Genomic DNA, 24,853 nt, shown 5'->3' with positions numbered 1-24,853 from the left:
CGCTATCCTCCATGGTTTCTCTATTTAGATATCGAATACCAACAAATCCGGTAGTCGAAATTCAAAGACATTCCAAGCCCCTTGGCAAGACGGATCGATCCTTCATTATCAGGGGAACAATCCCAGTAAGGTTCTATTTCTCTTCTTATACATTCATTGATATAGACTTTTGCAGCCAATGAAGCATACCTTTTATAACGATATAGCTCCATGGTTTCAATATCGATGGCATGGATGCGTCCAGCCACGAACGCCGAGAAGCACACACTGGCGATTTGGTGATGCTGCACTACAGCGTACCCCAACCCATGTTGGAAAAAAGCTTCGCCAGAATGCCAAAACTGAAGGATTTTCCCCGCCAGAAATTCGCGGTTCCCATAGCTCTCATCTTCCAAAAGTTCACGACTTATTCTGACGACGCTTACCGTTTCATCTGGACCATTAGAAACGTTCGGCATAGGATGAGCAAGCGCCACAGCCCTCTGCTCACGCTTCCCAAGAAAACCGAATACATACTGGACATCGGAAAAAGTCTCTCGATGAACCATGGCTTGACGAAAGGCTTTCTCCCCACGCTCGTTCGCCATGGCAATCTCGATGCAGTCCTTACCGAGTCTTCGCATCTCCGGCTCAATCGTTTCTCGCATGAATGTTTCCAACTCAACCAGCAGCGTCCCGCGCCAAAAATCACCAATGAGTTGAAATCCACCTTGACCTTCAATCCAGAACAAGGCTCCGTTTAGCTCTTCATTCACATATATGCGTCCTGGATTTATGCAATCAGCAACTGCTCTAACTTCGGCGCCCCCGCTTGAATCAACGAGATGCCTCACCTTCCCGAACTCATGCGGATTAAGTTCCGTGATCATTTTCCAGACCCTCCCTGACTGTATTCAGAAAATAATCGCGATGCTCGGGATGACAGGCGATCAGATAAGGCTCGGTGTTTCTTCCTTTAAACGCATTTCCCTGAAAATTCATGACGATTGCGCCTGCTTCCTGAGCCATCAATACGCCTGAATACAGATCGTCTCCTTCAGAGTTGTAGAGCACGATGCCATCGATATTTCCTTTGGCTAACATGCACCATTGCAAGGTTGGAGCCCACAAACGCATCATTCGTTTAAAAGAAACATCCAGATGATAGCGGAGCTTCACGGCCCGTTGTTCATGTTGTACTGCATGTCCTTGAATCCAGCCAATAGTACCTTTGCGGATCTCCTGTTTCTTTTTGACTAACAGCTGATTATCGTTACAGAACGCCCCTTGTCCGCGAACCGCAACGAATAAACGATCAACCATTGGTTCATATATGACGCCAAGCAGGGGTTCAGCCTGATACATCAGCGTGATGGAAACCGAAAATAACGGCAATCCGATCGCAAAGTTGTTCGTTCCGTCCAGCGGATCGACCATCCAGAGCCAGTCGCTGGTTATGCCATTGTGACCGCATTCCTCGCTGTGGATGGCATGAGTAGGAAAGGCGCTGCTGATCGCATCCCAAATAAGCTGCTCCGCTTCGTGATCCACGGCGGTAACGATGTCGCCAAACTCGTCTTTCTCCACCAGACAGGTAATGCGATCAAATTGATCCAGCGCCACCTGGCCTGCTTTCCGGATGATGTTTTCCGCCAATAAGCGGGCGGCTTGGATGGTCTGTTCGATCTCACTCACTCCTATTCGCTCAGATGGAATATTCATAGATTCGTACTTCATCCCCATTGAACAGGTAACCTTTTCCGTTATAGCTCCAACCCTGCTTCTCGTAATACCCGATCAAGTCGGTGCACAAATACAGCTTGCCAAGCCCTATTTTATGCGTCTCTTGCACTCCGTGCTTTAGCAGCTGTCCGCCCAGATTTTGGCCGCGATATTCCGAATCGACGTGCAGGCATGCAAACCAAGGAAATAAATCCTGCCTGCTGTTCAAATCGCTCTGCAACAAAGCATATCCGCCCACGATCCGCTCTCCGTCCAGCAGCACATAGAAACGCGGCACCACGCTGTCGGTTACCATGGACCGTTCGATGCAGTCCCGATAAAAGTCAAGGTTCGTTTCCGTTCCCCACTGTTTCCAGAAGTACTGTACAGCGGACTGCAACAGCTCCGGCCTCTGCCGGATATCCACGATCTTTAACATGGTCAATTCTCCCTCCGCGTTACGTTCGGGTCTAGGATTTCACCTCGTTTAGGTGACCTGAAAATCAATACTGAATGACTAGCTCACGCACAAAAACAGCCGTTCCATGAATATAAATCTCCATGCCTTGCGCAGTTTTTTGCGCTTTGACTCCAACTCTTCCATCCCGCCCGATCTCCTGTCCCTGTTCGACTGTAAACTCGGCATGGGATTGTCCGGGTTGAACATAGGTCAGATAATAAGCTCCCATCACTCCGGATGCCGTTCCGGTTACAGGGTCCTCCACCGTCCCCGAATACGGAGAGGAGAAATGCCGGGCGTGCATGAATGCCGACGAATCATGGGCTTCCATACAAAACGGGTGCAGGGAGGATCTGGGATTTTCAAGCAAAATGTCGGGAAAAAGCTGACTATCCGGCCTCATGCGATCGAATGCTTCCAGGCTGCGGATCGGAATCAGCAGCGTCCACGTACCGGTGCTTCCATATACGATTGGAGCCGTCGGATCAATATCGCTTGCCCTGAGACCCATGGAAGCCGCCAGCCTGTCCATGTCGCCGTTAAACGGCAAAAAGCGAGGCTGATCCTGTTTCATTTCCATGCGCAGCGTCTCCTCGTCCTGCTCAAAACGAATCGGCAGGTTGCCTACATTGGTCTCGATGACTACCGACGTTTTGCCGTTTAACATCCCTCTCGTTTTCAAACCAAACAGCGAAGCCATCGTGGCATGGCCGCACAGATTGATCTCATGTCCTGGGGTATAATAACGCAACCGAAGATCGGCTGTATCCGAGCTCAGCACAAACACCGTCTCGTTGAAACCGACGTTGTGCGCAATAAGCTGCATGTCGGATTCGCTCAGGTGATCTGCGCCGAATACAACCCCTGCCGGATTGCCCTTGCCCGGTGTGGATGCAAAGGCATCATAATGGTATACGGTAATTTCGCTCATGGATTAACTCCCCACTTATTTTATTTGGCAGCCTGCATATAGGTCCTTACTTGTCGTGCAAAGTCAGCTGCCTCGACTTCTGTTTGAAAAGAACGTTTCGGAATAATGTGCGCGCTTGCTTTATTGATGAATATAAAATAATATGCCTTCGTTTCCTGAAAGCTTTCCAATCCCTGCCACTGCGTCGTCCCTGAAGTCATATCATTGCTCCAACGAATTTCCGACGCTGTGATTTCCAGCTGCTGGTCACCCAGAATGCCTTTGCTCTGACGAGCCAGCTTTTTGATTTTGCCCTTCGTGCGAAGATATGTATAGATATCGACAAATGCACTTAACAACAATGAAGCAATAATACTATACGTCAAGGAGCGCCCCATTTGCATAAAGATGACCGTCATAAGGATCGGTAGCGCCACCACCGCGATGAGCATGCCGATGCCGTACATTTTGAGGATCGCTGTTTTGTTCAGATGCCAGTAATCCTCTTCCGTAATATGAATCCGAATCGTATTGTCTTGTTGTTCCACGCTGACTTGCACTCCCTGTCATTCATAAATTTTGCCCATGTACAAAATCTGGGCACATCGCTTCCATGCGTTGTCCGGCTTTTCATAAAATGGCAATCCTTCGCTGGACGCTGCCCCCCATCTCGCTGCCGATTCCGCAAAAGAAGCGATATCATCGTTCTGCCATTCATCGGCTCTATCCTGCCGATCACGACTTAACGCCAGCATAAATTGTAGAAAGGACGACTCGTCCTGCACGTTGTTTACAAGTTGAAACAGATCCACTTCGTTCACCTCATCGCGCACCTCTTTTCTATATAAACCGCAATAATCAATCACACAAGACCACTACGAGTGCAGTACCTTCCCCAAAATCAACCTTCATAGCAAATCCAGGACCTGCATCAGATCGCTGCATTCGTTATCTGGGATACAATCTCCTTTTAAAGGTCTGCTGTTCCGGTTCAACCAAACGGCCCGAATACCGACGCTCTGCGCACCATACACGTCGCTGACCAAAGAATCGCCTACATGTATAACCCGCTCAGGCTGCAGTCCGTACCGGGCGAGTGCTTCTTGAAACATCTCCGGTCTTGGTTTGTAGGCACGAACGTCTTCACTCGTGATGACTCCTCCTGAGTTCAATCCGTGATGTGCCATCGATGCCATAATGTCGTCCGTATCGATATTGGACAAAAAATATACCGGCAGCGGTACGGCCTTCAGGAAGGGAATCGAGTCGGCAAAAATGCCGGGGCGCCGCCAATGCGCCAATTGCTCGCGATTCAATTCCCGTGGTTGCAGGTCTGCTTGAAAGTGCCTGAGCGTTTCCGCCAAAGACCGTACATTCAGTTCCCTTTGCGATACGAAACGGCTGCCATGGCTATCGTGGAACATTCGCGAAAAGGCCTGCCACCAATAGCTCCCGATGTCGTGCGTTGTACAGTCCACACCTGCCGCCGCCCGCACCTGCTCATAGATCGATGGAAGAATATGATCATCTTCATGCACGACCGTACCGTAGAAGTCCAAGAAAATGGCGTCCATTCGTTTCCTCCTCAGGAATGAAATCAGCACGCGCTTATGATGAATATGGATATGTTGGAAAAACACAACAAATCTATCATAACCGATCTCTCCCATTTTGCGAACCGCCTGAGCGGATATAAAGAAAACGCCCCGCGCCTCTGTTTCGTTTCAACAAAAAAGCTGCGCCACAGGCGAGAAAATTCCACCTGAATGACGCAGCGTTATGATAAAATCGGGTATTCACCCCAAAGTAAAAATTGATCAAAAAGAAGTTATCCACATCCGAATACTCGCCAGCGCACATATACTACCTGGTTCCATCCCCTTCCGGTTTCAGGCACAGTCCGTGAATCGGCTCCATCTTGCTGCGTCATCTCAATCACCTTTTTTTAGAAAATGAACGGTTTGGCGATATGTCTCCAAGTCATCCATGAACTTCAGGTTGACGGACGCCATCAACCGATCCAATTGCTCATAACCATGCAGCAAATCTTCTGCGAAGCGGATCATGTCATCTCTGGAAAAGGAAAACCTGTGGGAGTGAGGAAGTGTTTTGTCTTCAAAAGGAGCCTCTTCTGTAATCCACCTGATCCCTGTTTCCTCATGCAGCACGTCGACGTAATATCCTCCACAGCCAAAGATACCGCAAGTGCAGGTAAACATGGGATACTTCCCAGGCTTCAACAACGAGCGGAAAAATTCCGCTTGGACAAAAACCTCGTCCTCACTCAGCTTCATACCGTTAATGTACAGCCGAAGCGACCACTCCACGACAGGCTTTCGCACACGCTTGTGTTTGGAAACATGGTGGAATGCCTCCTTGGTTGCCATCTGAAACTCGGCAGTTAACTTATCCATCGCTCTTAAAATTCCCCATTTGTGTCTCTCTCCCTGCGAAATATGCTATCAAAATTACGTGACGCCGTAATATTGCTTATACCCTTGCACCCACTCTTCCTTGGAAAAGTCGATGAAATCAAAAGGTTCGCATTCTTTAAGATACTGGAGTTCCTTTTTCGCCTGAGGATCGTCATGTCGCTCAAGATAGTCCACCGTTGCCTGATATCCAGCTCCACATAACAATTGAACATCGATGTAACTGGCGGCATCCTGATTTTTTCGCTTGGCTTGCCATATCATTTGCGTGTCCTCCACTTGCCCGATACAAAACAGCATAACGCACAACGTTCGCAGCAGCTCGTGATCCTCAGCCGCCATATGTTCAATCTCGCGCTCCAACAACTGACGGATCGGTTCCCGGTACGCAGGATCAGGGTCCAATCCGTACAGCTCAAGTACAGCCTCTTCGTTCATCGAAGTCCCTTCCCGCTTTTTTCAGTATTTTATTTAACCGAACTCTTCATTTCAATACTCTCCGTTGTACTCCACATAATCAGTACGTTTGAATCGTGACACGTGATATGGAAGATAGATACCATGCGAGTGAGGAGAAAGGATTTCGATGAACGCGATGGCCGCATCCACCATATCCTCGGAAACAAACCACGATTCATCCAAAAAACCGCTCAATAGTCCCTCATGTTCTCCTTTGCATTTCAATGATAAATAGCCGTATCCCGGATCAACGAAGACCAGATTCACGATTTCATCGGCGGCAGGTTCGTTCTGACCATTATAAAATCGGACCATGATATCGTTTCCCTGACGGAAAATATCTACGTCGCATGAAAATTTTTCATAAACAAATTTCATCGTTTGATCTACCTTCCATGCATCAAGGAGCGATACGCCTCTTCAGCAGATAAGCCGTCCTTGACCAGATTGCCTTGCGGATCGAATACCCGTACCCTGCCCCACATCTGATTGAGCCAGTCAGCACGCCGAGCCGCTTCCCAACGGTCCTCATGCATCCAGTTTTCGTGCATCCGAGGCCGAATATGTTCAGGCACCCAACAGACCCGGAATCTCTCCAGCTTTTTGTATGAGATGTACTTTTCGATCCTTCTCCCATACTTGGACATGCCATATACCAATGCGCTTTCTGCCATGCCGTGATGAAATAAAATGTATACCTTGGCCCCAACTCGAAGCTGGTTATCCGTAATGACATTTGCGATGACCGCATACATAAAAAACTCACCTCTGTTTCGCTGACGAACTTCATCGAGTCTCAACACGAATCCAGCTTATTCCCCTTCATTCCGGCTCCCCGACTTGAGCGATAAATGAACTGCACCCCCATTGTTCAAACAATGCTCTAAGCGAATCCGCCGTATCCTGAATAAACGTATCCATTTCCGCCATCGAGATTACAGTCAAATCTGTATCAGGCTCTTGCGAGGCATCATTCAGGAAATCCAGCTTAGCTTCCCGGTATGGATAAATTTCCTCTTCCCCCAAACCTGCCAATGCATAAGCTTTGCCTTCGCTCAGCCGATCCAACCATTGACGGGCATCAGAGCGGTTGCGCAGCAGCATGAACTCCAGCTTCGCCACATCCTGGTTGTATACTCTTCTGCCATCGGGATGCGTTTCATAAGGAGGGTAGATATCAAACGTCCATACACGGTCCGTGTACACATGGGCGATGTATCCGCGTAAGTAATCCATAAAAGCCGGATCAGAGATCGCCCGGTGTCTGTTAATTTCAAGGAAATCTCCCAGTTCCTCATCGGTCGCAAACCTGCCTGCTTCAATCATCAGATGGGTTTTGGCTTTTTCGGACCGATCATTACTTCTGGTATGTATGGCATCAGGAGCAAGGCTCCCGAGCAAAAACTCGGGAGACGGATTGGGCTCGATCGCAGCAGCAATCGCAAAATGAACCATGGGCCATGGCATCTGGCATTACTCCATTCTTTTTTATTTTGGAAAGAGGGCACATCCATAAGGGAGGGGATGCAGACACTGCGAGGACAGCCGGGATTTACTCGTCGGCATTGCAGATGATGCAGCCCAAGCAGGACAAATATACGCCATGAGCCGCGCACATGGGATATCCATCGGGGATGGTTCCTTCGTCCTCGTCATCATCCAACGCACTCCACTCCAGGTAATGCCGGGCATCCACATCTTCTTCCTCAAAGGCTTCGATCATCCGGCGAAAATGTTCAAAACGGCTAAGCACCCATTCTTCATTCGGTTCGTAATCCAACACGGACCATCGTGTTCGAGCGATGACCCCATCAATGACGGATAACAAAAAGATCTTGCTCTCTTCAACGTCTTCGGGCAGCCACGGCATCTCCTCAAGATCGAAACCTACCGTCCCCCTGCCCAAAACGTTCTGGTCCCTCTGGGCAAGCCAAATGACAAATTGTTTGTCCCGGTCGGTTGAAGCTAGCGACGATCCGCTTAGTGCAAGCAATTCCATGAAAACCTGCATCGACGTATTGGACATGCGCAGGGACTCCAATTCGTTTTCCAATCGTTCAGGCACCGATATTTGATTCATTTGTTTGTACGCCTAGACTCGCGTCAGATAATCGACAACCGGATACGAAATCACGTTTCGATCCCGATACACAGAAGCTACCGCATCCGTATGTATACTGAGAATCCCGTTTTGAAGCATTACTGCCTTGAAGCCCCGTTCGAGCGCACCGTTGTATGTAAACAGAACACATTCCTCTGCAGCAAATCCGGCGATAATCACCAGTTTCACGCCTTTGCTTTCGAGCACCTGCTCCAGTTCGGTCTGCCAGAACGCATTCGAGCTCTCCTTGGTGATGATAAAATCAACGTCATGCAGATCGACTTCGGGAATGAAATGAAGCTGCTCCCGGCCGGCTTCGTCCATACCCTCCACGTCCTGCACATGAACGACAAAGTGACTGTTGGACCGAAGCTGGTCCGCCACGTGATTGATGTACTCGCAAGCGTGGTCAATCGTTTGTTGATCCAGCTTGTTCCTTACGACCGTTTCCTGCATGTCTACTATAACCAAAGCTATACTCAATATATCGACTCCTATCGTGGTTCAACCCTCTCCCCAAAACGATTCAATCAATTGCTTCAGATGCCGCTCTGTTTCTTCTGTATCCCAGTGTTCAGAAAAGTGATATTCATGACTGTAATGATAGGCATCTTTCAAGTCGGACCGATCAATGATATCGTTTTCGAGTTCAGGAGGAACTTCATCATAATATGAAAATTGTACCATGAAATCCCTGTTATTTCGTATTTTATTATTGAAATAAGATCGGGTGGAAGCTTCCATGCCGCTCACGATCTGGTATAGTTGCCCCGGCATAAGGAGTCGCAGCGCTACATCTGCAACAACAGCGCCTCCTCCCGTCATTTCCACATATTCTATATTGCGTGCATTGATGCGTTCCAGTACATCGTTCACTTGTAAAATGTGCTTCTCTTCAACGGGAAACCTGACCTTCATCCATGGTTCGAGTACAACGGGCGACGCCTGATTGTAGGCTTCTCGGAACCCAAGAAATCCGGCGATTTTGTAAGCCATCATGCTCGCATCCGTGCTGTTGTAGGAACCGTTGAGCAGGCGTACGCGGATGTCCACAATGGGAAAGCGTCCTAGAATTCCACGGTGCATGATGCTCTGAATACCTTCGTCAATCGCCGGAATATATATTGCCGGGATAATGTTCTCATCCTCAACCTCATTGATAAACATGTAACCCTCGTCTCTGGGGAGCGGTTCGATGGCGATCCAGCAATGCCCGTAACTATCCCTGCCGGAGCTCTGTCTGATGAACCGTCCTTCAGCGGTGGCCGCTTGGCGAATCGTCGTTTTGTACAATACTTGCGGCTCTCCTGCCGACAATTTCATTCCAAACCGATCTTTCAATTGTTCTGCCATTTCTCTAAGATACAATTCGCCCGGACCTGCAAGAATGATCTGTTTATGATCCTCATCCGTGTATATATCAAAATTCAAACCCTCGTCAGCCATGTTCTTTAAGGCACGGAACATACCTTCAAATTCTCCTTTGGTATCCGGTCTCGATACCGTTATGTACATATAATTTTCAGTGTTGCTGATCTGCACTTTCTTCACTCCTCCCTCCTGTTTTAGCCTCTCGGATCTCCCCAGAATGAATCCACATAGTCATTCAAATAATGATCCTCAGACTCCTTGCCCCACTTTTCCCATTGAAAAAGATCTTCGTAATACGCATCAGCCAAATGGGATGTCTCAATTATCGTGTCCTTCAGATCCTCCGGGACCGGATCATAATACGCCAACTCCACGTTACATTGCCCGGCAACTGTCAGGTTTTCTTGAATCTGCTCACGATACTGAAGCCACTCCCGTAAAGGAACTTCAGCCGTCAACGAAATGCTGCCATCCACATGTTCGCTCACATTACTGTTAGGACCAAGGAGTTGTGCAGCAAGTAACAGCAGGTTGGCATTGTTGTGGGTTACCTTCATTTCAACGTTCATATACGGCTCAAGAAGAACAGGATCGGCCTGACTGTACCCATTCCTAAAACCTATAAATGCAGCAACCTTATATGAAAATACGCTTGAATCTTTTTCATGGTATGCCCCGTCATACAAACGGACTAAGACATCGACGATAGGCAAACCGCCGGTAAGTCCCCTATATATCGTGCTCTTCACACCTTCTTCAACCGCTGGAATGTACTCCTCGGGAATCACTTCATCATCTTCAATCATATTTACAAATACATACCCTTCGCCTCGCGGAAGAGGTTCACACCTGAGTGAGCAAACGCCGAATTTAGGTATGCCTCCTGCATACCCCCTAATGTATTTCCCTTCCGATTCTACCGTTTTTCCAATCGTCGTTTTATACAATACCTTGGGTTCCTGCTCCGCAACCATCACTTCCAACCCAAACTCATGCCTTAGCCGCTCCATCATCTGATTGAATTGTTGCTCCCCTTGTACCGCAATGATGAACTGTTTTCGAACCTCTTCCCCGTAAACCGCAAAATTCAATCCCTCTTCTGCCAAACGTTTAAGGGTCAGCAGCATTCTTTTCAGTTCTTCCTTCGTCTTAGGCCGATCAATCGTGTAAGTCATGCATAGATCAGCCCAATGAACGGTTTTCATATAACAACCTCCTCTTTTAATCTCTAAATAATTCATCCAGCATCCGCCTCCGGTTTTCCAAAAAGCTGCGCGTGATCTGATAATGCTCTGTCTCCTCATAGTCCACCGTACAAATGCCGTTCTCGTCAAACCTCCAAATCTCCGCATCCGGATATCCGAGCAAAATCGGGGAGTGCGTGGCGATGATGAATTGGGACGTGGATGACATGTCATGCAATATTCGCAAAAGGGACAGCTGCCGGGCCGGCGACAACGCTGCCTCGGGCTCGTCCAACAGATAGATGCCTTTCGAATCGAAGCGATTCACGAACAGGCTCAAAAAAGATTCACCATGAGATTGTTCCAGCAAAGAGCGTCCGCCATATCGTCCAGTTGCTCCTACATCGTCAATATGCTCGGCGAACTGATAGAACGATTCCGAACGCATGAAAAAGCCGTTGGACATTTTGGGCAACCAGGCCAGACGCAAATAATCGCCCAGCGCCGATTCGGAGGCATGCACGTCATAGACGTTGTTCTTTCCGCCTCCGGCCGTGTTGAAGCCGCATTGGTGGGCAATGCCCTCCAGCAGCGTCGACTTGCCCGATCCATTCTCCCCTACGAAAAACGTGACGTTGCAGCGGAATTTCAGCCGGGTCAAATGTTTGATCGCCGGGATGGTGAACGGATATTGACGCGGCTTGTCCACGTGCTCTTTCATCAATTCCACGCTCCGCAAAAACATGGGCTCACTCCTTTTCTTGATGGGTCAGTCTATAAAGCAACCTTACCTTAAGGTTTGGCTTTCCCCGTTTCGCAATGCAAACGCATAGTCTTCTCGTCCGTTCTGCAAGGCAATCCGGCTGGCTTGTTCCCAATCGTATTCGACCAGGACATGCTCCACAACCCAGTTCCCTGCTTCCTGACGATGCGCCAGAACATACTCTGCATAGGGAGTTCCGGATTCCATGACATGTGGATAGGGCTCTTCGTCCTCATAGGCGGGCAGTCCGACGCTGCCGGCATTCACCACCATTTTCCCTCCTGGTAAGTGCAGCGATTTGAACACATGGCTATGCCCGCAAAACACGACCTTCTCCGGGATCGGATCAAGCTCCTTTTCCAATCGGTCAGCATCCTTATAATGAACCCCATCGGGAGTTACCTTTTCCAGCAAATACGCATGATTCAGCCAAGGTGTCCCGTGACAGAACATTAACCCTTCGTAAGACCAGGTTGCTCGGAACGTACCGATCCATGACAGCATGGTTTCATCCAGCAGCGGCCTGACGAAAGCATGGGTAAGCGATTCATGCTCTGCCTTTAGCAGCAGTGCGTCGCAATTCCCCATAATGTGAATCATACGTTCATGTCCCATCAATAGTTTTGCGGTCGCCAGCGGATCGATGGGGCCAAACAGGCTGTCTCCCAAGTTAACGACCAGATCCGCATCTCGCTTGGCAATGTCCTGCAGCACCGCCTCCAGCGCAAGATGGTTGCCATGAATATCGGATATGACAGCAATCGTTTTCATGTTTTCCCTCCTATAGAGCTGTATGTTATTCCATCATACACCACGCCAACGGAGTTTCGGGACTTATTTCGTCGCCGTAACTTCTCATGGGGATCGCTTGCCAGCATTCCTCGGGTCACGTTTCAAGTCAAAAAAGGAGCAAGCTTCACGCTTGCCCCTTTCAAGAACGATATACGAATCTGCGCTGCGCCCAATAGCTGAACAGGAAAATGGTCACTTCCGTCAGCACCTTGGCAATGATCAGTGGAATGATCAACTGTTGGTTATAGAAATACAGCAGGCCGTAGTTCATGAACAAAACCAGAACAACGAGCGCGAAATATTTTGGCATCGATTTGCTGATCTTCGACGTTTTGCCGCCTGAGAAGACATATTTGCGGTTCATCGTATAATTGAAGATCGAGCTGCACAACCTCGCGGTCACCACCGACAGGAACAGATTGCTGGTCATGTATTGGATGAGGAACAGCAGCGCAAAATCAATCAAAGCCGATATGACGGACGAGGTGCTGAACATGAGAATCGGCAAGTAGATGCGGTACGAGTCGACGAGCGGACGAAAGTGGGAAGATTTGTTGTGGTCCAGATACACCGTATCAATGAACACTTCCGTGACGGGGTACCCTTCCTTGTTGGCGTTCAGCAGCATGTTCATCTCGTACTCGAAACGGTCGCCCGGAACCTCGCAGAGCCAGTCCAGCATGGAATACGGAAAACCGCGCAAACCCGTTTGGGTATCATACACCTTCGTTCCGGTCGTTAATTTGAATACACCTCTCGTCACGCTGTTGCCGAAACGGCTGCGAAGCGGGACCTTGCCCGCAAACTTCCGGCTGCCGAGCACCATGCCCGGCCCGGTTTGCTGCTGCAGCGCGTCCATGACGCGTTTGATGTCATGCGGCAAATGCTGTCCGTCGCTGTCCGCGCAGACCACGTATCCTTGAGGGCCGAATTCGCGTATGTGCCCGAAACCCGTTTTAAGCGCCCGCCCCTTTCCCAGGTTGACGGGATGAGTCAGGACAGTACAGCCATAAGCTTCTGCCGTTTCGAAGATTCCCCGGTATTTCGGGCCGCTGCCGTCATCCACAATGACGATGGGACCAAGCCGGAACGTCTGGAGCTGCATGATCAGGTTGAGCAAACGGACATCCGGCTCATATGCGGGTATTAAAATCGTCATGATCATTCACTCTCCTTCAGGTACAGGATGTCGCTTACGCCGCGTTCACTGTTTTTGCCCAGCGGATTGTTTACGACTCTGCCCATGAAATACATCGTTGACGAGCCGCCGCCGTCCAGATTGTAAGCCTCGGTCGCCCCCAGATCCTTCATCGTCTGCGCCAGCTCGGCGAGCGTCATGCCCCGGCTGTCTTGCTGCCGACCGTCAACAACGACGAACACATAATGGTTCGGTGCAATCATGCCGATGGCGGTGCGTGGATTCGCATCCTGAATGGATCGGTTGCCGAAATTTTTGTCGATCTCGACATGGCTGAAATCACTCGTGATCTCGCCGTCCTTTACCAGGATCGGCCCAAAGGACAACGTATTGGTCACTCCTTCGGCCAGCAGTTCCGAGGAGGAGACCTCCGTTTCGCTGTACGTCTTCATCGTACCGTCGCTGAGCAAAGCCATCGCGTCCCGGACCGGTTCATCCCGGTAGAGCGTGCCATTGCGAATGATGACGCCATCGTCACGAAAACCGTAATAGTCGCCGTTGATGGCAAAGATCGCATTGTTCGCTGCAGCAATGTCCGACGTATCTTCGGTAATGTTCGTTCCGAAGCTGTTGTCTGCCAAAGCGGCTTGCAGGCTGCTGGCATCCTTCATCACAACGTCGGCAACATAGTAGGTAATCTGGTCCGAACCGGAGCCAGTCTGCACCTTATCAATGCTGATGTTCAGGCTGTCGCTGGAATAGTTCCAGTCATCGTAATTGGCATTGGCTTCCGCGGCAGTCGTCGTGACGTCGGTCGATGAGCTGGCCTGTGCGGTATTGTCAGCCGCAACGACGACTTCGACGTGCCGGATCAAATAACGGTCCGCGAGGCTGTACACTACGGTTCCGAGGCCCAGAACCACAACCATCGAAGCCGTCAGCCAGATGCGTTTTCGTTTGCTTTTCGTGCCGGAGCGCTGCTCCCGTGGGGGATTATATGGTTTCATCATTGGACGTTCACCTCATCAAGTTCTTTCTTAAGCACATGATAGAGCCGGTTGCTTAAATGAATCTGAAACATGCCGGCTCTGCCGTATGGCAAAAAAAAGAAGGCCGCCCTCCCTTTATTCAGGGATAAGGCTGCCTTCATTACTTTTGATATACCTTGGAAGTAAATCATCGTTCCAATCGTTATGCTTTATTTGCAAAGAGTGCATCGTAGGCCGGGCAAGGGCGTTGGGTCAAAAACTCCGTAAGCGCTTCCGGTTGCTGGACATAAATGTCTTTCAGCGATGTACCGTTATAAATGTTGCCGATGACGACCGGGTGGCATAATTCGCAGATCAGGATGTCTCCGTTGCCGTGCAAATGCAGCTGCTTCGTGCCGTCCACGCAGTTGGAGAAGTATACACCCGGCTGTTCATGTAACCCGAGCCGCTCGGCAAAGCGATCCATGCACGTGAAATACAGCGTCGTATCCTCCCGTTTGTTCGCAATCAATTCATTCACCGATTGAACTAGCGCTTCCTGCGTCGCAATCCTGTCCCAATTGCTGTGCGGCATGACGATACTGTTCTGTATTTCATGGATGCGTACGCCAAGCTCATACACCTTCTCGCTGATCGCGGCCATGTTGGATTGAGTGCCTTCGAAGAGTAAGGTCTCTAATACCGTTTCCAGTCCGGCTTCCGCACACATGCGGATGTTCTGCTCTAACCGCGCATACATCCGAGGATGCACTCGGTAATAAGCCGCGTATTCTTCCGCATTGGTATAATTGAACGAAATATGGATGTTGGACAACCCTGCGTCACGCAGCGCAACAATCCGTTCCTCCGTCAGCAGGCTGGCGTTGGTGTTCAGCTGTGTATCAATGCCATGCGCCCCGCAGTAAGATACGATGTCCAAACAATCCTGGTACTTCAGCGTCACCTCTCCCCCGGACAAGCGCACACGCTTCAAAGCAGGAAGTTCACGGATGATGCGTATAACCTCCTCCCCGCTGATGCATTGCCCGTCGTCCCGGTTATAGGCGCAGCAATAATCGCATTTGTAATTGCAGTTGGAGGTGACCCCGACCTCCAGTCCTTCCAAATCGTATACGCCGGGCGTTTCAAGCTCCAGCGCTTTGTACTTGTTTTTTGCAGTCATGCCATAGACCTCCCGTACATCCTGATTCGGCATAGCCGATAACCCAAAAAGTATACAGGACTCACGTACGGCCTGAATATGACATTTCCCATATGGCATACTCGTCCTCAGCTTTTCAACGCCATTGTTCAAACAAAGAAAAACCATCTCCCGGAAACGGGACATGGTTCTGCTGCCATCAGAAAATATAAAACACGATACCGTTCCCCTCTGCCACGCTCTTGGCATAAAAACGCCCGATTTCGTCCAAGTTGACCTTCAGATAGTCGTAAAATTCCTGTTGTTCGTCTCCCTCCACAAGAGGGTAGATCTGCTCGTCCACCATCGTTTGGAAGTCATAACGTTCCTTCAGCTCATCTTCGGTCACCCTTTCCAAATAAACCGCTGCTTCCTTCACTTGATCGACAAATAGATAGAACGCACCGAAACTCTCAAAATCGAGATACTGCTCGTCCCGCAGAGGTACGACATAGCCTTGCGGCGGTTCACCGTCATTCAACTCTTCGGTTAACCAAAAATGAATGCCTTCCCAAGACTTATCAATATCCAATCCCTCGTATTTCTGCAGATCCACGTCATTCAAAAGCAAACTGCCTTCTGCTAATTTCACGATTAACTCGTTCGGCATTGCCACATATTGTCCGATCATTCCCATGGTTTGGCCCCCTTATCCATAAAATCCACCCAGATGTATCCTGAATCCCGAAATCTCCGTGGAAAAAGACGTCAATGCTTGAGCTGGAGTATCAGGCATTTTTCCTGATGCATCCTTCATAACCGTCCCCTAACTGTCACTACATCCTGACTCAAAATCCACACGAATGATGGCATAGAGCTTCAAGTCCAATCTCTGTTCTTTCACCTGCATATAGCTCCGGAGCGTACCTTCATAGGTCATGCCTGACTTCTCCATGACTCTGGCTGATCCTATATTTTCCACCATGCATTTCGCCTCAATACGCTCAAGCCCCATCTCCTCGAAGCCAAAACGGATCACCCGGCGAATAACCTCGCTCATGATGCCTTTATTCCAGTATGAAGGAGACAATACATATCCAAGCTCGGCGGTAAGCTGACTTTGATTGCAATTGACATAGTTGCAGCTGCCAATCAGATTTCCTGATCCTTTGTCTTCGATTCCCCATGGCCCTATTTTTCGCGTCTCGTACTGATTTTGGATAAAATCGATAAATCCCCGAGTATCTTCCCTGCTCTGATGCGCATCCCATGTTGTGAACTGCGAAACGACGGGAATCGAGCAATATGCGTACATATCTTCCAAATCTTCATGCGTAATCGGCCGAAGCCAGGTACGTTCCGTTTCCAGCCTCGGAAATGGATCAAAGCATTGCTCCATCGTTTGCATGAAACCGCCCCCTGATTTTGAATTACAAATCTCATGGAAAATATTCCATTTGGGATATTAGACTAATCTATAGGATTTGTTATTTTTAGGCAACTAAAAAATGAGCAGCCATAATCCCCTTCTTGATATCGCTATACTTTTGCCATGTTCTGTGCACAATTCCGGCGCCATAATGAATGTATGCATTTTGTGGGAACGGTATTGATTCGGAAGAAATAAGAGAGGAGAATGGCCTATGGCTAACCCAAAAATAAAACTGCATCCCCTGCACGACATCGCTGCGTACACGGAGGGATACGAAGTGGTATCGACCCAACTCGGCGGAGATGGCCGGATTTACGTGCTGCTGATCGACCGCATCCCCGAAAGAGAAGATGGCATGTTCGTTCCAGCCAAGCTGCGGCAATTCCGGACGTACAAAGCGTTGATCATCGGGGATTCCTGCATTCAGGAAGTGCTGCTCTGGGGACAAACGTTCAACTATCATTACTTGCAGCCTCTGGGTGAGCATTTGCTCCTGGTTGGCGCACGCTGTACGCGTTACGGGGACGGCAAGCATGATCTCAACGCCAAAGTCATCGATGCCGAAGGAACTACGGTTCGTGAATTTTTGCTGGGAGACGGCATCCAAGACGTCCAGGTAACGGAGGATGGCACGATCTGGACCGGGTACTTCGACGAGGGGGTATTCGGCAATTATGGCTGGGGTGAACCCGTTGGGGCACAAGGACTTATTGCCTGGGACGATCAAGGCAACAAACGCTTCGAAAATCAAGCAGCCGACATCGCAGATTGTTATGCCTTGAACGTCGTGAACGAACAGGAAGTTTGGTTCTACTATTACGCGGATTTCAAGCTTGGCCTGATTAGAGGCGGTACCCATCGCCCGCAGACCACGTTCATCAATCCTGGCCTGTCGGGCTCTTCCGGGCTCTGCACGGATGGTTACCACTTCCTGTTCGACGCGGGGTATGGTAAGCATGGTTCCTTCGTTTTGAAAAAACAGGATAGCCCCGGCCGTCTGACCAAAGGACAGCGCATTTCATTTGTAAATGAAGATTCCCAACCATTGCAGGCCGCGCGGCAAAGCTTTCGCCAGCATCAATTGCTCTTAAGCGAAGGAAGCAAGCTGTACTTGACCGATGTTGGGCAATTGGCTGCAGTGCTGGACTAAGGCGTGTTCTCCTTGAAAGACAATCCGGCCTCGGCAAGCGATTGTCTGAGCTTGGGCATGGAAGAGGGGCCGATGCCGTGCAGCTTCAGGATTTCTTTTTCGGTATGGGCGGACAGTTTGTCTAAATCCGTGATTCCCTCCCCTTCCAATGCCCGTCGGGCTGGCGCAGACAACTGTGCCAGGAATCCGTCCCGGGGTTTCCGTTCCTGCTCGCAGACCGGACAGGTCGGGCAATCGCTTGTTTTGTAATACACGTGGCCCCCGGCACAGGTTCTGGCTTCGCCTTTTTCCTGAGTCATATTGCGCGAACACCCTTTCTCTTTCGTTTTATTCGTTTAGGGATAACATATACTCACAAATGGCTTGTACTATTTTTCTCGCTCACGACCCACTGATCCTGCCTTTGTTCAATGATTGCAATCAGTCACAACCCCATAATCTCACCAATCCAACTTGAACTATAAGATGACGTCACTTTGCCAGGTATGGATGAGGACGTCATTTCTTTTCAGTGTGGCCGACCGAAGGCGCTGCCGCTGTTCCTGTTCGTTGAAAGCAGAATCATAGGCTGCCTTTAACTCTGTCCACTCCCGGAATTCCGTGTTAAACCGATGATCCCCCCACAACTATCCTTTGATGGCTCCGGTTCGTTCATCGCTTCAGTCTCCGATCAGAAATCCTTTCCACTCTTCTCCAAAAACGGAACCCAGCGTTCGCGATCCAGTGTAAGGTTCTGTTTTGACGAAACGATCCAACCCTCCATCAACTTTATCCACGATTAAGGCTCCGCATTCCGTACACTGGTATATCGTCCTTTCCAGCTTGGACAACAACCTGCGCATATGCATGGCTGCATGCTCTTTCTCTTCCGCAGAAGGTCCCGACTGCTCAATGGCCCGATCCATCGCATCCATCAAATCATCCCAGTCCTGATCCGAAATCAGATGACCTTTATACGAAAGATAGTCGGTAGAATCCACAATGACGCCACCGCATGCGCAGCTAATTTTCATCGTTCCCCCTCCTTCTTCGTTTCACGTTGATTTCGCTTATTTAGCTTCTCCGGTGTTCACCTTGTCATGTTCTGAAAATACATAAACATAGCTATTCTCGCTTCCTTGGTATTCTTCATATAAACGAATCAATTCCAAGGTCTGTTCCCGGATCAATTCAGCCTTTCGCAAAAGGGACGCACTCGTAGCCAACGTTCCGTAGCTTCTATTCGCAGGTTGTTCCTCAATATCCGTAAAAGAAAGTTTCTCCAGGACGGCAGCCTGTTCCACGAATGCTTCATAATTGTGTTCAAGCCGATCCAACGCGTCCCGGTCCTCTTCAAAATCCATTAACGTCCGCAACTGGCTTATTACGTTCTGCCACTCCTCCCCCCAAGCCTGTGAATATTGCTGCGCAAACTGATTCATTTCCATCGTGGATGCGGACAACTCAAAATGCTCGTCAACGCCGTAGGACCGGTCAATCACGTTATCATACGACGTATCCGTTACGGCTGACGCTATCGCAGGCCCTTCGTCCGGCGGATTTGAATTCGATTCTCCAGAATGATTCTCTTCTTCCGTTCGTGCCGCTGCTCCATGCTCCTGAGCGTCGTTAACATGGTCATCCAATGTCTCTGCCACCTTCATTCCGCTGGACAAAGCACTGCCGGAAGCATCGTCCTTCATACTCTCTACCGTTGGACTTGCACTTGAGCAGCCTGCAAGCAGCAGCCCGATCACCCCAGCCACCAAACCTAGCCCATATTTTCTCATATAACCTCCAGAAGGAAACGATTAAAATGGTTGGAACTTCAACACAAACGTATGGGTTAACCCGATGTGCTATCTCGACCTCGCCAGGCGAAATCCCAAATCCTCGATCCCGAATGTCGGGTGACTGCGCCGTCGGCACGTCGCACCGCAGCCTCTTGCCTCTTCCGCCCAGCTTCCTCCGCGAAAAATGCGGTACGAACCATAAACCTCCTCATCGTAAAGATCCCAGCACCATTCCCAAACGTTGCCGAGCATGTCGTAAAGTCCCCATGCATTGGGTTCTTTCTGGCCTACGGGCTGGGGCTTGCCGTTGGAATTTTGCGCATACCAACCGATGTTATCCAATTCCCCGTATCGGTAACCGGCTGTTCCGGCTTTACACGCATATTGCCATTCAGCTTCCGTGGGGAGCCGATAGCCGTCCGCTTCCCTTTTCCATCTGACCGTCTGACCATCCTCATGAATGCAATAGGATTCGGGCAGTCCGGCTTGCTGCGACATGGCATTACAGAAACGTATGGCGTCGAACCAGGACACATTCACCACAGGAATGCGCCCCTCGGAAGATGAAGCGGCGTTTTCCCCGGTACGCATAAGGGAAGCATAAAGCTCCTGCGTGACCGGATAAACTGCTAATTCAAAGGGCAGAATCGTCTCGGTCCATTGCGTCTTTTTTCGATCATCCCTTAATTCAACAACGCCCTCTGAAATCTCCACCATAGGTGGAATGTGAATTCGATCATTTGAACCTGGCATCGGATTCCCCCTTGAAAATGAAAGAAAAACTGGCGGTATGCCTTTCTCCCCTTCATATCGCATTTTGAAGATTATACCATCCATGTTTCACCATTGCTTATTATTCTTAATATGGATACCACTTGTTTCATCCTGCATTGGTTCTGGACTGGTGCTGCGCTGCATGGAAAAAAGCCGCCTCCCCTGCCAAACCGGAAGGGAGAAGCGACTCTTTAATGATAATGACTACAATGAGACCGTTGAAATTCATTCAAACCATGTTCAAACTAACGCCTTTACTCTGCAGCCAGCTTGCCGTTCTTCAAGAACAGCACCCGGTCCACGAATGGCAGCACGCGTTCATCATGGGTTACCATGACCGCGCTCTTGCGCTGCTCCTTCACTTGAGCAGCCAGCATGCGCACAACGTCGAGCCCGCGCTCGGCGTCCAGGCTGGCGGTCGGCTCATCCGCGAGCAGCACGGCCGGATCGTTCATCAGGGCACGAGCAATCGCAACCCGTTGGCGTTCCCCGCCCGACAGCTTTTCGGCATACGCTTTGCGGCGGTGGGACAACCCCACCTTCTCGAGCAATTCGTTGATTCGTTTCGCCGCCTGCCCTTGATCCATTCCTGCCAGCTTTGCGATCAGCATCAACTGCTCATCAACCTTCAGGTACGGAATCAAATTCGCGCTTTGGAACATAAATCCGATCTTCTGCAGCCGCAGGTCGGCGATCCCCTGCTTGCCTTTGCCTTGGATCGGCTTGCCGTCCAGCAGCACTTGTCCTTTCGTCGGTTCAAGCAGCGCACCAGCGATGGACAGGAACGTGCTTTTTCCGGAGCCCGACGGACCCATGACCGCTACCAATTCCCCTTCTTTCACCTTCAGCTCCAGCTTGTCCAGGATCGTGCGTTTGCTGCCTCCATCTTCGAAGGCATGCGTTATGCTGTGCATTTCCAGTCGGTTACTCATGCTGCCGTCCTCCCAATCGCATCCAATGCGTCAATTCTGGTGACCTTCCATACCGAAAACAGCGATCCCGCCAGCGACATGGCCAAGAACAGCACGCAAGTCAGAGTTAGCGTGGAAGCGCCGAGCTGGAATGGCATCGAAGCTGGCAAAACCGATTCGAACAATCGGACCAACAACACGCTGATCGCCAAACTGCCGACGGAAAGCAGCAATATCTGGAGCGTAACGCTTCCGGCAAGATACCCGTTCCGGGTCCCGATGGCTTTCAGAATGCCGAATTGGCTCGTTTTTTGGATCGTGATGACGTAGAAGAAAACGGCGAGTACAAAGGCCGAAATCACGTACAAAAATGCAATCATCATCAGGAGAGAACCTTGCTCCTCTTTGTAACCGGGGATGGCCGAAATCGCTTCGGATTTCATGATTACTTCGGTGCCGGGTACGGCAGCCGCCAGACGTTCGGCATCCATGTCTGCACCCTTGACGGCAATCGCGTTGTATACGGGAGATTGCGCAGATGCCGCTCCTTCAGCATTCCGCGCCGGCCCCCGAAGTTCCCGCCAATCTTCGTCGGTCAAATAAACCACCGGCGCATGGCTGAACGATTCGTCGTTTACAAACCCGCTCACCGTCCACTCCTTGTCCGAGGCCTGATCGACCAGCACCGTGCCGATCTTCACGCCGGACTCTTCCAGCTTCCGGTCCACAATGACCTGCCCCCGCTGCAATTCAGCCATGGGAGTCCCCTCCGTTACTGTCGGAGCCAGCCAGCCCTTCGGGTGAACCGTAAATAGCGCCACGTCAACCTTCGTCGTTTCCCCTGACGGGCTGACCGTCGTCATTTTCACGCCCAGCGATTCGGCATTGCCTTGTCCCGCCAAGGAGCCCGCTTGATCGACCTGCTCCTGATTCACCTGGGAGCGTGTAAAGCGATGATTCGAATCCTGCTCAAACACAAAGTGGGTTGCTGCCATATTTTTGATCGATGCCGCATTGTCGTAGGCGAGCCCTTGAGCTAGTCCCGTAACGAACAGCACCAGAAACGAAATCAGCACCATGATCGCCCCGATCAGCGCATAACGTCCTTTTGCAAACCTTATTTCACGAATAGCCAAATACACGTTGTTTTCCCTCCTTCTTGATGACTCAAGTATAGGAGGCGAAAATGAACGGCGCATGAATAACACATTACAATCCGCTCGGGGGTGAACGCCGTATCCGGTTCATGCTAGGAGCGCAAAAGCAGGCCAACATGACAAAAATGAGTCAGTCTGATCCATGTTGTTTCTGGCCCGGGAGCGTGACCGTAAACACCGTTCCTTCCGGCGAACTGGACACCTCCACCGTACCGTCATGCAGCCGCACGATCTTCTGCACGATCGCCAGCCCGAGGCCCGTGCTTCCGGATGAACGTTCCCGCGCCCGGTCCACCCTGTAGAACCGATCGAACAGAAACGGCAGGTGCTCGGCAGGAATGCCATCGCCCGTATCATGAATGTGCACGACGACAACATCATCGCGCTGTTCAGCCTGGATGTGAATGCTTCTGCCGGATGGAAGATGGTTCACCGCATTGCCAAGCAGATTCATCCACACTTGCATCAGCAGCACGTCATCACCGTATAATTGGATCGTTTCCGGTACGGACATGCGGAGTGACAGCTCCTTTTCCTCCAACTGCCACTGCAGCACTTGCACGGCCTGTCGAATATGGCCGCGCAGCGAGATTCGTTCCTTGCCTATCGCTTCATTGCTTTGCTCCAGCGAGGACAGCAGCAGCAATTGTTTGCTAAGCCGGGACAGGTGCCGGCTCTCCTCTTCAATGACCGAGGCATAATGCTCCCGTTCGTCCACAGGCAGCTCCCGCTTCGCCAGCAGTTGGGCAAACCCCTGAATGGAGGTCAGCGGCGACTGGATCTCGTGCGAAACGTTGGATACGAACTGCTGCCGCGCCTGGTCCACCCGTTCGAGCTCCCCGCTCATCGTCATGAAATGCCGCGCCAGCTGCCCGATTTCATCCCTGCGCGTGGTAGGCAGCTTCAAATTGTAGTTTCCCTGCGCGATTCGTTTCGTCGCTTCCGACATTCGTTCGATCGGCTGAACCAGATACCGGGTGCTGAACAGGAACAGCAGGACGCAGATCGCTACCGCGAGCAGCCCGATCAGAGCGAAAAAAATCCGCAGCTCGCCGAACTGCAGTATGACGTCGGGACGCATGAACATGGCGTAGCTGCCCTGCCCGATGTGCAGCGGCACGCCGACCGTATTGCTGAGCGTATTGTCAAAGAAACCGGAAATGAACGGCTGGCCCGGAAATTCCGCCACGCCATGGTACGTCTGTCCGCCCAGCACCTGTTCGATGGCGCGCACGTCCAGATCCTTCTCGCGGAACTCGCGCCCATAGTACCGTTCGTCGCCTTCTCCGTTCGTTAGATAAATCTCGTATCCGAGTGCAGCCGCATTGTGCAAATACGCATCCATATCCTCGGGAACCCGCTCGACAAACCGTTTCATCTGCTCTGCGATGCCCACCAGCTTCTCGTCATTAAAAGGCTTCAGCTTGGCGTGGTAATATATGTTGGATAGAAGAAAACCAAGCATGGCCCCGGCGAAAATCACCGCCATCGTGATGAGAAACACGCGAAAGTACAGCGTTCTCACGGCGACTTCACCTCGATCTTGTACCCGATGCCGCGTACCGTCTGAATGACGAAATCATCCGCATAGTCGGCAAATCGCTGCCTGAGCCGTTTGATGTGCACGTCCACCGTACGGTCATCCCCTTCATAGTCCTCGCCCCAAACCAACCGGATCAGCTCTTCGCGGGAGAACAAACGGCCCGGAAACTGCGCCAATTGCGAGAGCAGCTCAAACTCCTTCATCGGCAAAAAAAGAAGCGATTGCCCGTCCGACACTTCTACGTTTTTCCGATCAATGACGATGCGGTTCATGCGAATGAGGTCGCTGAAGGTGCGATTGTAGCGCCGAAACAGCGCCTGGACCCGATATACCAGCTCCTCGGGCTCGAACGGCTTGGTCACGTATTCGTCCGTCCCTTTCAGATATCCCTCCCGCTTGTCCGCCAATTGATCCTTTGCCGTAAGCAGCATGATCGGGAGATCGTAGTTCTGGCGGATGAAATCGCACAATTCCAGTCCGTCCATGCCAGGCATCATAATATCGAGGATCGCCAGATCGATGGTTTCCTTTTGCAGCAGTTTGACCGCTTCGAGCCCATCCTTCGCTTCGTGCACCTTATATCCTTCTCTCGTCATGACATGCCGCAGCAACGCCCTGATGTTTGCATCATCGTCCGCCACAAGCAGTTGTTTCATATCGTTGTTCGTCCCCTTTTGTCCCGTTTCATCCGATG

At 50.5% G+C, this 24,853-nt stretch carries 32 protein-coding genes; 1 reads left to right on the top strand and 31 read right to left on the bottom strand.

Going from position 1 to position 24,853, the window contains the following annotated elements; all coding sequences use genetic code 11:
* Window positions 1-20: 20 nt before the first annotated feature.
* From MKY59_RS07840 to MKY59_RS07730, 23 genes are all read right to left on the bottom strand, one after another.
* Window positions 21-869, bottom strand: a complete 849-nt coding sequence (locus MKY59_RS07840) for a GNAT family N-acetyltransferase (protein WP_339276964.1) — start codon at window positions 867-869, stop codon at window positions 21-23.
* Window positions 853-1,701: an inositol monophosphatase family protein gene (locus MKY59_RS07835; RefSeq protein WP_339276963.1), complete on the bottom strand. Its 849-nt coding sequence runs from the start codon at window positions 1,699-1,701 to the stop codon at window positions 853-855. The genes MKY59_RS07840 and MKY59_RS07835 overlap by 17 nt, the downstream gene beginning before the upstream one ends.
* Window positions 1,685-2,140 carry a GNAT family N-acetyltransferase gene (locus tag MKY59_RS07830; RefSeq protein WP_339276962.1) on the bottom strand — a complete coding sequence of 152 codons (456 nt, stop codon included), beginning with the start codon at window positions 2,138-2,140 and terminating at the stop codon, window positions 1,685-1,687. Before MKY59_RS07830 ends, MKY59_RS07835 begins: the two co-directional genes overlap by 17 nt.
* A 64-nt stretch (window positions 2,141-2,204) precedes the next feature.
* On the bottom strand, window positions 2,205-3,092 hold the full coding sequence (locus MKY59_RS07825) for a PhzF family phenazine biosynthesis isomerase (protein ID WP_339276961.1): 888 nt from the start codon (window positions 3,090-3,092) through the stop codon (window positions 2,205-2,207).
* 20 nt (window positions 3,093-3,112) lie between these two features.
* Window positions 3,113-3,619 carry a YcxB family protein gene (locus MKY59_RS07820; RefSeq protein ID WP_236416159.1) on the bottom strand — a complete coding sequence of 169 codons (507 nt, stop codon included), beginning with the start codon at window positions 3,617-3,619 and terminating at the stop codon, window positions 3,113-3,115.
* A gap of 18 nt (window positions 3,620-3,637) precedes the next feature.
* The gene (locus MKY59_RS07815) at window positions 3,638-3,892 is read right to left on the bottom strand and encodes a hypothetical protein (protein WP_339276958.1); all 255 of its coding nucleotides are present in this window, start codon (window positions 3,890-3,892) and stop codon (window positions 3,638-3,640) included.
* Between the two features lie 87 nt (window positions 3,893-3,979).
* Window positions 3,980-4,645 carry an HAD family hydrolase gene (locus tag MKY59_RS07810; RefSeq protein ID WP_339276956.1) on the bottom strand — a complete coding sequence of 222 codons (666 nt, stop codon included), beginning with the start codon at window positions 4,643-4,645 and terminating at the stop codon, window positions 3,980-3,982.
* A gap of 357 nt (window positions 4,646-5,002) precedes the next feature.
* Window positions 5,003-5,485, bottom strand: coding sequence for a hypothetical protein (locus MKY59_RS07805; protein ID WP_339276955.1), 483 nt, complete (start codon window positions 5,483-5,485; stop codon window positions 5,003-5,005).
* A gap of 54 nt (window positions 5,486-5,539) precedes the next feature.
* Entirely contained in the window at window positions 5,540-5,941 is a 402-nt protein-coding gene (locus tag MKY59_RS07800) for a hypothetical protein (protein WP_339276953.1), read from the bottom strand.
* 51 nt (window positions 5,942-5,992) lie between these two features.
* A complete protein-coding gene (locus MKY59_RS07795) occupies window positions 5,993-6,340 on the bottom strand; it encodes a hypothetical protein (RefSeq protein WP_339276951.1) in 348 nt (115 codons plus the stop codon).
* Window positions 6,341-6,348: 8 nt separating this feature from the next.
* Window positions 6,349-6,717, bottom strand: a complete 369-nt coding sequence (locus tag MKY59_RS07790) for a hypothetical protein (RefSeq protein WP_339276949.1) — start codon at window positions 6,715-6,717, stop codon at window positions 6,349-6,351.
* 67 nt (window positions 6,718-6,784) lie between these two features.
* Entirely contained in the window at window positions 6,785-7,429 is a 645-nt protein-coding gene (locus MKY59_RS07785; protein WP_339276947.1) for a hypothetical protein, read from the bottom strand.
* A gap of 85 nt (window positions 7,430-7,514) precedes the next feature.
* A complete protein-coding gene (locus MKY59_RS07780) occupies window positions 7,515-8,042 on the bottom strand; it encodes a hypothetical protein (protein ID WP_339276945.1) in 528 nt (175 codons plus the stop codon).
* Window positions 8,043-8,054: 12 nt separating this feature from the next.
* Entirely contained in the window at window positions 8,055-8,546 is a 492-nt protein-coding gene (locus MKY59_RS07775; RefSeq protein ID WP_339276943.1) for an isochorismatase family cysteine hydrolase, read from the bottom strand.
* Window positions 8,547-8,567: 21 nt separating this feature from the next.
* Window positions 8,568-9,614, bottom strand: a complete 1,047-nt coding sequence (locus tag MKY59_RS07770; RefSeq protein WP_339276941.1) for a hypothetical protein — start codon at window positions 9,612-9,614, stop codon at window positions 8,568-8,570.
* Between the two features lie 14 nt (window positions 9,615-9,628).
* Window positions 9,629-10,639 (bottom strand): hypothetical protein, encoded by a 1,011-nt coding sequence (locus MKY59_RS07765; protein ID WP_339276940.1) that lies wholly within the window; start codon window positions 10,637-10,639, stop codon window positions 9,629-9,631.
* 16 nt (window positions 10,640-10,655) lie between these two features.
* Window positions 10,656-11,363: an AAA family ATPase gene (locus MKY59_RS07760; protein WP_339276939.1), complete on the bottom strand. Its 708-nt coding sequence runs from the start codon at window positions 11,361-11,363 to the stop codon at window positions 10,656-10,658.
* Window positions 11,364-11,405: 42 nt separating this feature from the next.
* Window positions 11,406-12,152, bottom strand: a complete 747-nt coding sequence (locus MKY59_RS07755) for a metallophosphoesterase family protein (RefSeq protein WP_339276937.1) — start codon at window positions 12,150-12,152, stop codon at window positions 11,406-11,408.
* A gap of 160 nt (window positions 12,153-12,312) precedes the next feature.
* The gene (locus MKY59_RS07750; protein WP_339276935.1) at window positions 12,313-13,332 is read right to left on the bottom strand and encodes a bifunctional glycosyltransferase family 2/GtrA family protein; all 1,020 of its coding nucleotides are present in this window, start codon (window positions 13,330-13,332) and stop codon (window positions 12,313-12,315) included.
* Between the two features lie 2 nt (window positions 13,333-13,334).
* On the bottom strand, window positions 13,335-14,321 hold the full coding sequence (locus MKY59_RS07745; RefSeq protein WP_339276933.1) for a phosphodiester glycosidase family protein: 987 nt from the start codon (window positions 14,319-14,321) through the stop codon (window positions 13,335-13,337).
* Between the two features lie 181 nt (window positions 14,322-14,502).
* Entirely contained in the window at window positions 14,503-15,462 is a 960-nt protein-coding gene (locus tag MKY59_RS07740) for a radical SAM protein (protein ID WP_339276931.1), read from the bottom strand.
* 178 nt (window positions 15,463-15,640) lie between these two features.
* Entirely contained in the window at window positions 15,641-16,117 is a 477-nt protein-coding gene (locus MKY59_RS07735; RefSeq protein ID WP_339276929.1) for a YfbM family protein, read from the bottom strand.
* Window positions 16,118-16,246: 129 nt separating this feature from the next.
* On the bottom strand, window positions 16,247-16,828 hold the full coding sequence (locus MKY59_RS07730) for a GNAT family protein (RefSeq protein WP_339276927.1): 582 nt from the start codon (window positions 16,826-16,828) through the stop codon (window positions 16,247-16,249).
* Between the two features lie 235 nt (window positions 16,829-17,063).
* Here MKY59_RS07730 and MKY59_RS07725 point away from each other — a divergent pair, with 235 nt between their 5' ends.
* A complete protein-coding gene (locus MKY59_RS07725) occupies window positions 17,064-18,002 on the top strand; it encodes a hypothetical protein (protein ID WP_339276926.1) in 939 nt (312 codons plus the stop codon).
* Here the strand turns inward: MKY59_RS07725 and MKY59_RS07720 are convergent.
* From MKY59_RS07720 to MKY59_RS07685, 8 genes are all read right to left on the bottom strand, one after another.
* Window positions 17,999-18,301 (bottom strand): RNA polymerase alpha subunit C-terminal domain-containing protein, encoded by a 303-nt coding sequence (locus MKY59_RS07720; protein ID WP_339276924.1) that lies wholly within the window; start codon window positions 18,299-18,301, stop codon window positions 17,999-18,001. The genes MKY59_RS07725 and MKY59_RS07720 overlap by 4 nt on opposite strands.
* Window positions 18,302-18,661: 360 nt before the next feature.
* Window positions 18,662-19,015, bottom strand: a complete 354-nt coding sequence (locus tag MKY59_RS07715) for a hypothetical protein (protein WP_339276923.1) — start codon at window positions 19,013-19,015, stop codon at window positions 18,662-18,664.
* A 36-nt stretch (window positions 19,016-19,051) separates the two neighbouring features.
* The gene (locus tag MKY59_RS07710; protein WP_339276922.1) at window positions 19,052-19,771 is read right to left on the bottom strand and encodes a hypothetical protein; all 720 of its coding nucleotides are present in this window, start codon (window positions 19,769-19,771) and stop codon (window positions 19,052-19,054) included.
* Between the two features lie 69 nt (window positions 19,772-19,840).
* Window positions 19,841-20,527 (bottom strand): SUMF1/EgtB/PvdO family nonheme iron enzyme, encoded by a 687-nt coding sequence (locus MKY59_RS07705; RefSeq protein ID WP_339276920.1) that lies wholly within the window; start codon window positions 20,525-20,527, stop codon window positions 19,841-19,843.
* A gap of 275 nt (window positions 20,528-20,802) precedes the next feature.
* Window positions 20,803-21,480, bottom strand: a complete 678-nt coding sequence (locus MKY59_RS07700; protein ID WP_339276919.1) for an ABC transporter ATP-binding protein — start codon at window positions 21,478-21,480, stop codon at window positions 20,803-20,805.
* A complete protein-coding gene (locus MKY59_RS07695) occupies window positions 21,477-22,601 on the bottom strand; it encodes an ABC transporter permease (RefSeq protein WP_339276918.1) in 1,125 nt (374 codons plus the stop codon). The genes MKY59_RS07700 and MKY59_RS07695 overlap by 4 nt, the downstream gene beginning before the upstream one ends.
* Before the next feature lie 145 nt (window positions 22,602-22,746).
* The gene (locus tag MKY59_RS07690; protein WP_339276917.1) at window positions 22,747-24,141 is read right to left on the bottom strand and encodes a HAMP domain-containing sensor histidine kinase; all 1,395 of its coding nucleotides are present in this window, start codon (window positions 24,139-24,141) and stop codon (window positions 22,747-22,749) included.
* Window positions 24,138-24,815, bottom strand: a complete 678-nt coding sequence (locus MKY59_RS07685) for a response regulator transcription factor (RefSeq protein ID WP_339278350.1) — start codon at window positions 24,813-24,815, stop codon at window positions 24,138-24,140. The genes MKY59_RS07690 and MKY59_RS07685 overlap by 4 nt, the downstream gene beginning before the upstream one ends.
* Window positions 24,816-24,853: the final 38 nt, after the last annotated feature.

Source organism: Paenibacillus sp. FSL W8-0426, from assembly GCF_037969725.1.
GTDB classification, from domain to species: Bacteria; Bacillota; Bacilli; order Paenibacillales; family Paenibacillaceae; genus Paenibacillus; species Paenibacillus hubeiensis.
Note: the sequence above shows the minus strand (reverse complement) of the source record. Positions and strands in the feature narration are given on the sequence as shown.

Excerpts from the sequence above, each read along its gene's own strand:
- MKY59_RS07840 (WP_339276964.1), bottom strand. The coding sequence starts at position 869 with ATGATCACGGAACTTAATCCGCATGAGTTCGGGAAGGTGAGGCATCTC.
- MKY59_RS07835 (WP_339276963.1), bottom strand. The coding sequence starts at position 1,701 with ATGAATATTCCATCTGAGCGAATAGGAGTGAGTGAGATCGAACAGACC.
- MKY59_RS07830 (WP_339276962.1), bottom strand. The coding sequence starts at position 2,140 with ATGTTAAAGATCGTGGATATCCGGCAGAGGCCGGAGCTGTTGCAGTCC.
- MKY59_RS07825 (WP_339276961.1), bottom strand. The coding sequence starts at position 3,092 with ATGAGCGAAATTACCGTATACCATTATGATGCCTTTGCATCCACACCG.
- MKY59_RS07810 (WP_339276956.1), bottom strand. The coding sequence starts at position 4,645 with ATGGACGCCATTTTCTTGGACTTCTACGGTACGGTCGTGCATGAAGAT.
- MKY59_RS07805 (WP_339276955.1), bottom strand. The coding sequence starts at position 5,485 with ATGGATAAGTTAACTGCCGAGTTTCAGATGGCAACCAAGGAGGCATTC.
- MKY59_RS07800 (WP_339276953.1), bottom strand. The coding sequence starts at position 5,941 with ATGAACGAAGAGGCTGTACTTGAGCTGTACGGATTGGACCCTGATCCT.
- MKY59_RS07795 (WP_339276951.1), bottom strand. The coding sequence starts at position 6,340 with ATGAAATTTGTTTATGAAAAATTTTCATGCGACGTAGATATTTTCCGT.
- MKY59_RS07790 (WP_339276949.1), bottom strand. The coding sequence starts at position 6,717 with ATGTATGCGGTCATCGCAAATGTCATTACGGATAACCAGCTTCGAGTT.
- MKY59_RS07785 (WP_339276947.1), bottom strand. The coding sequence starts at position 7,429 with ATGCCATGGCCCATGGTTCATTTTGCGATTGCTGCTGCGATCGAGCCC.
- MKY59_RS07780 (WP_339276945.1), bottom strand. The coding sequence starts at position 8,042 with ATGAATCAAATATCGGTGCCTGAACGATTGGAAAACGAATTGGAGTCC.
- MKY59_RS07765 (WP_339276940.1), bottom strand. The coding sequence starts at position 10,639 with ATGAAAACCGTTCATTGGGCTGATCTATGCATGACTTACACGATTGAT.
- MKY59_RS07760 (WP_339276939.1), bottom strand. The coding sequence starts at position 11,363 with ATGTTTTTGCGGAGCGTGGAATTGATGAAAGAGCACGTGGACAAGCCG.
- MKY59_RS07755 (WP_339276937.1), bottom strand. The coding sequence starts at position 12,152 with ATGAAAACGATTGCTGTCATATCCGATATTCATGGCAACCATCTTGCG.
- MKY59_RS07750 (WP_339276935.1), bottom strand. The coding sequence starts at position 13,332 with ATGACGATTTTAATACCCGCATATGAGCCGGATGTCCGTTTGCTCAAC.
- MKY59_RS07745 (WP_339276933.1), bottom strand. The coding sequence starts at position 14,321 with ATGATGAAACCATATAATCCCCCACGGGAGCAGCGCTCCGGCACGAAA.
- MKY59_RS07740 (WP_339276931.1), bottom strand. The coding sequence starts at position 15,462 with ATGACTGCAAAAAACAAGTACAAAGCGCTGGAGCTTGAAACGCCCGGC.
- MKY59_RS07735 (WP_339276929.1), bottom strand. The coding sequence starts at position 16,117 with ATGGGAATGATCGGACAATATGTGGCAATGCCGAACGAGTTAATCGTG.
- MKY59_RS07730 (WP_339276927.1), bottom strand. The coding sequence starts at position 16,828 with ATGCAAACGATGGAGCAATGCTTTGATCCATTTCCGAGGCTGGAAACG.
- MKY59_RS07725 (WP_339276926.1), top strand. The coding sequence starts at position 17,064 with ATGGCTAACCCAAAAATAAAACTGCATCCCCTGCACGACATCGCTGCG.
- MKY59_RS07720 (WP_339276924.1), bottom strand. The coding sequence starts at position 18,301 with ATGACTCAGGAAAAAGGCGAAGCCAGAACCTGTGCCGGGGGCCACGTG.
- MKY59_RS07715 (WP_339276923.1), bottom strand. The coding sequence starts at position 19,015 with ATGAAAATTAGCTGCGCATGCGGTGGCGTCATTGTGGATTCTACCGAC.
- MKY59_RS07710 (WP_339276922.1), bottom strand. The coding sequence starts at position 19,771 with ATGAGAAAATATGGGCTAGGTTTGGTGGCTGGGGTGATCGGGCTGCTG.
- MKY59_RS07705 (WP_339276920.1), bottom strand. The coding sequence starts at position 20,527 with ATGCCAGGTTCAAATGATCGAATTCACATTCCACCTATGGTGGAGATT.
- MKY59_RS07700 (WP_339276919.1), bottom strand. The coding sequence starts at position 21,480 with ATGAGTAACCGACTGGAAATGCACAGCATAACGCATGCCTTCGAAGAT.
- MKY59_RS07685 (WP_339278350.1), bottom strand. The coding sequence starts at position 24,815 with ATGAAACAACTGCTTGTGGCGGACGATGATGCAAACATCAGGGCGTTG.